This window comes from Neisseria sp. P0009.S010, assembly GCF_051958545.1.
In the GTDB taxonomy this organism is placed as follows: domain Bacteria; phylum Pseudomonadota; class Gammaproteobacteria; order Burkholderiales; family Neisseriaceae; genus Neisseria; species Neisseria subflava_A.
Window position 1 is genome coordinate 1 of sequence record NZ_JBQCVH010000073.1, and the last position, 204, is coordinate 204.

1 pseudogene is annotated in these 204 nt (G+C 52.9%); it reads right to left on the reverse strand.

The features are described 5' to 3' along the window. Positions 1-204 (reverse strand): annotated as a pseudogene (locus ACTHSN_RS10955) (IS5/IS1182 family transposase); the annotation flags it as partial.

Consider the following 204-nt stretch of genomic DNA (forward strand, 5'->3'; position numbering starts at 1 on the left):
GCTGACTTGTCCTTCTTCATCGACTTCTATGGCCTGACGCTGTTTGCTGCCGGCGGTCTGAATAATGGTGGCGTCAACGACAGCGGCGGATGCTTTCTCTATTTTTAGGCCTTTTTCGGTCAGTTGTCGGTTAATCAGTTCCAGCAGTTCGGACAGGGTGTTGTCTTGCGCCAGCCAGTTGCGGTAGCGGCATAAGGTGCTGTA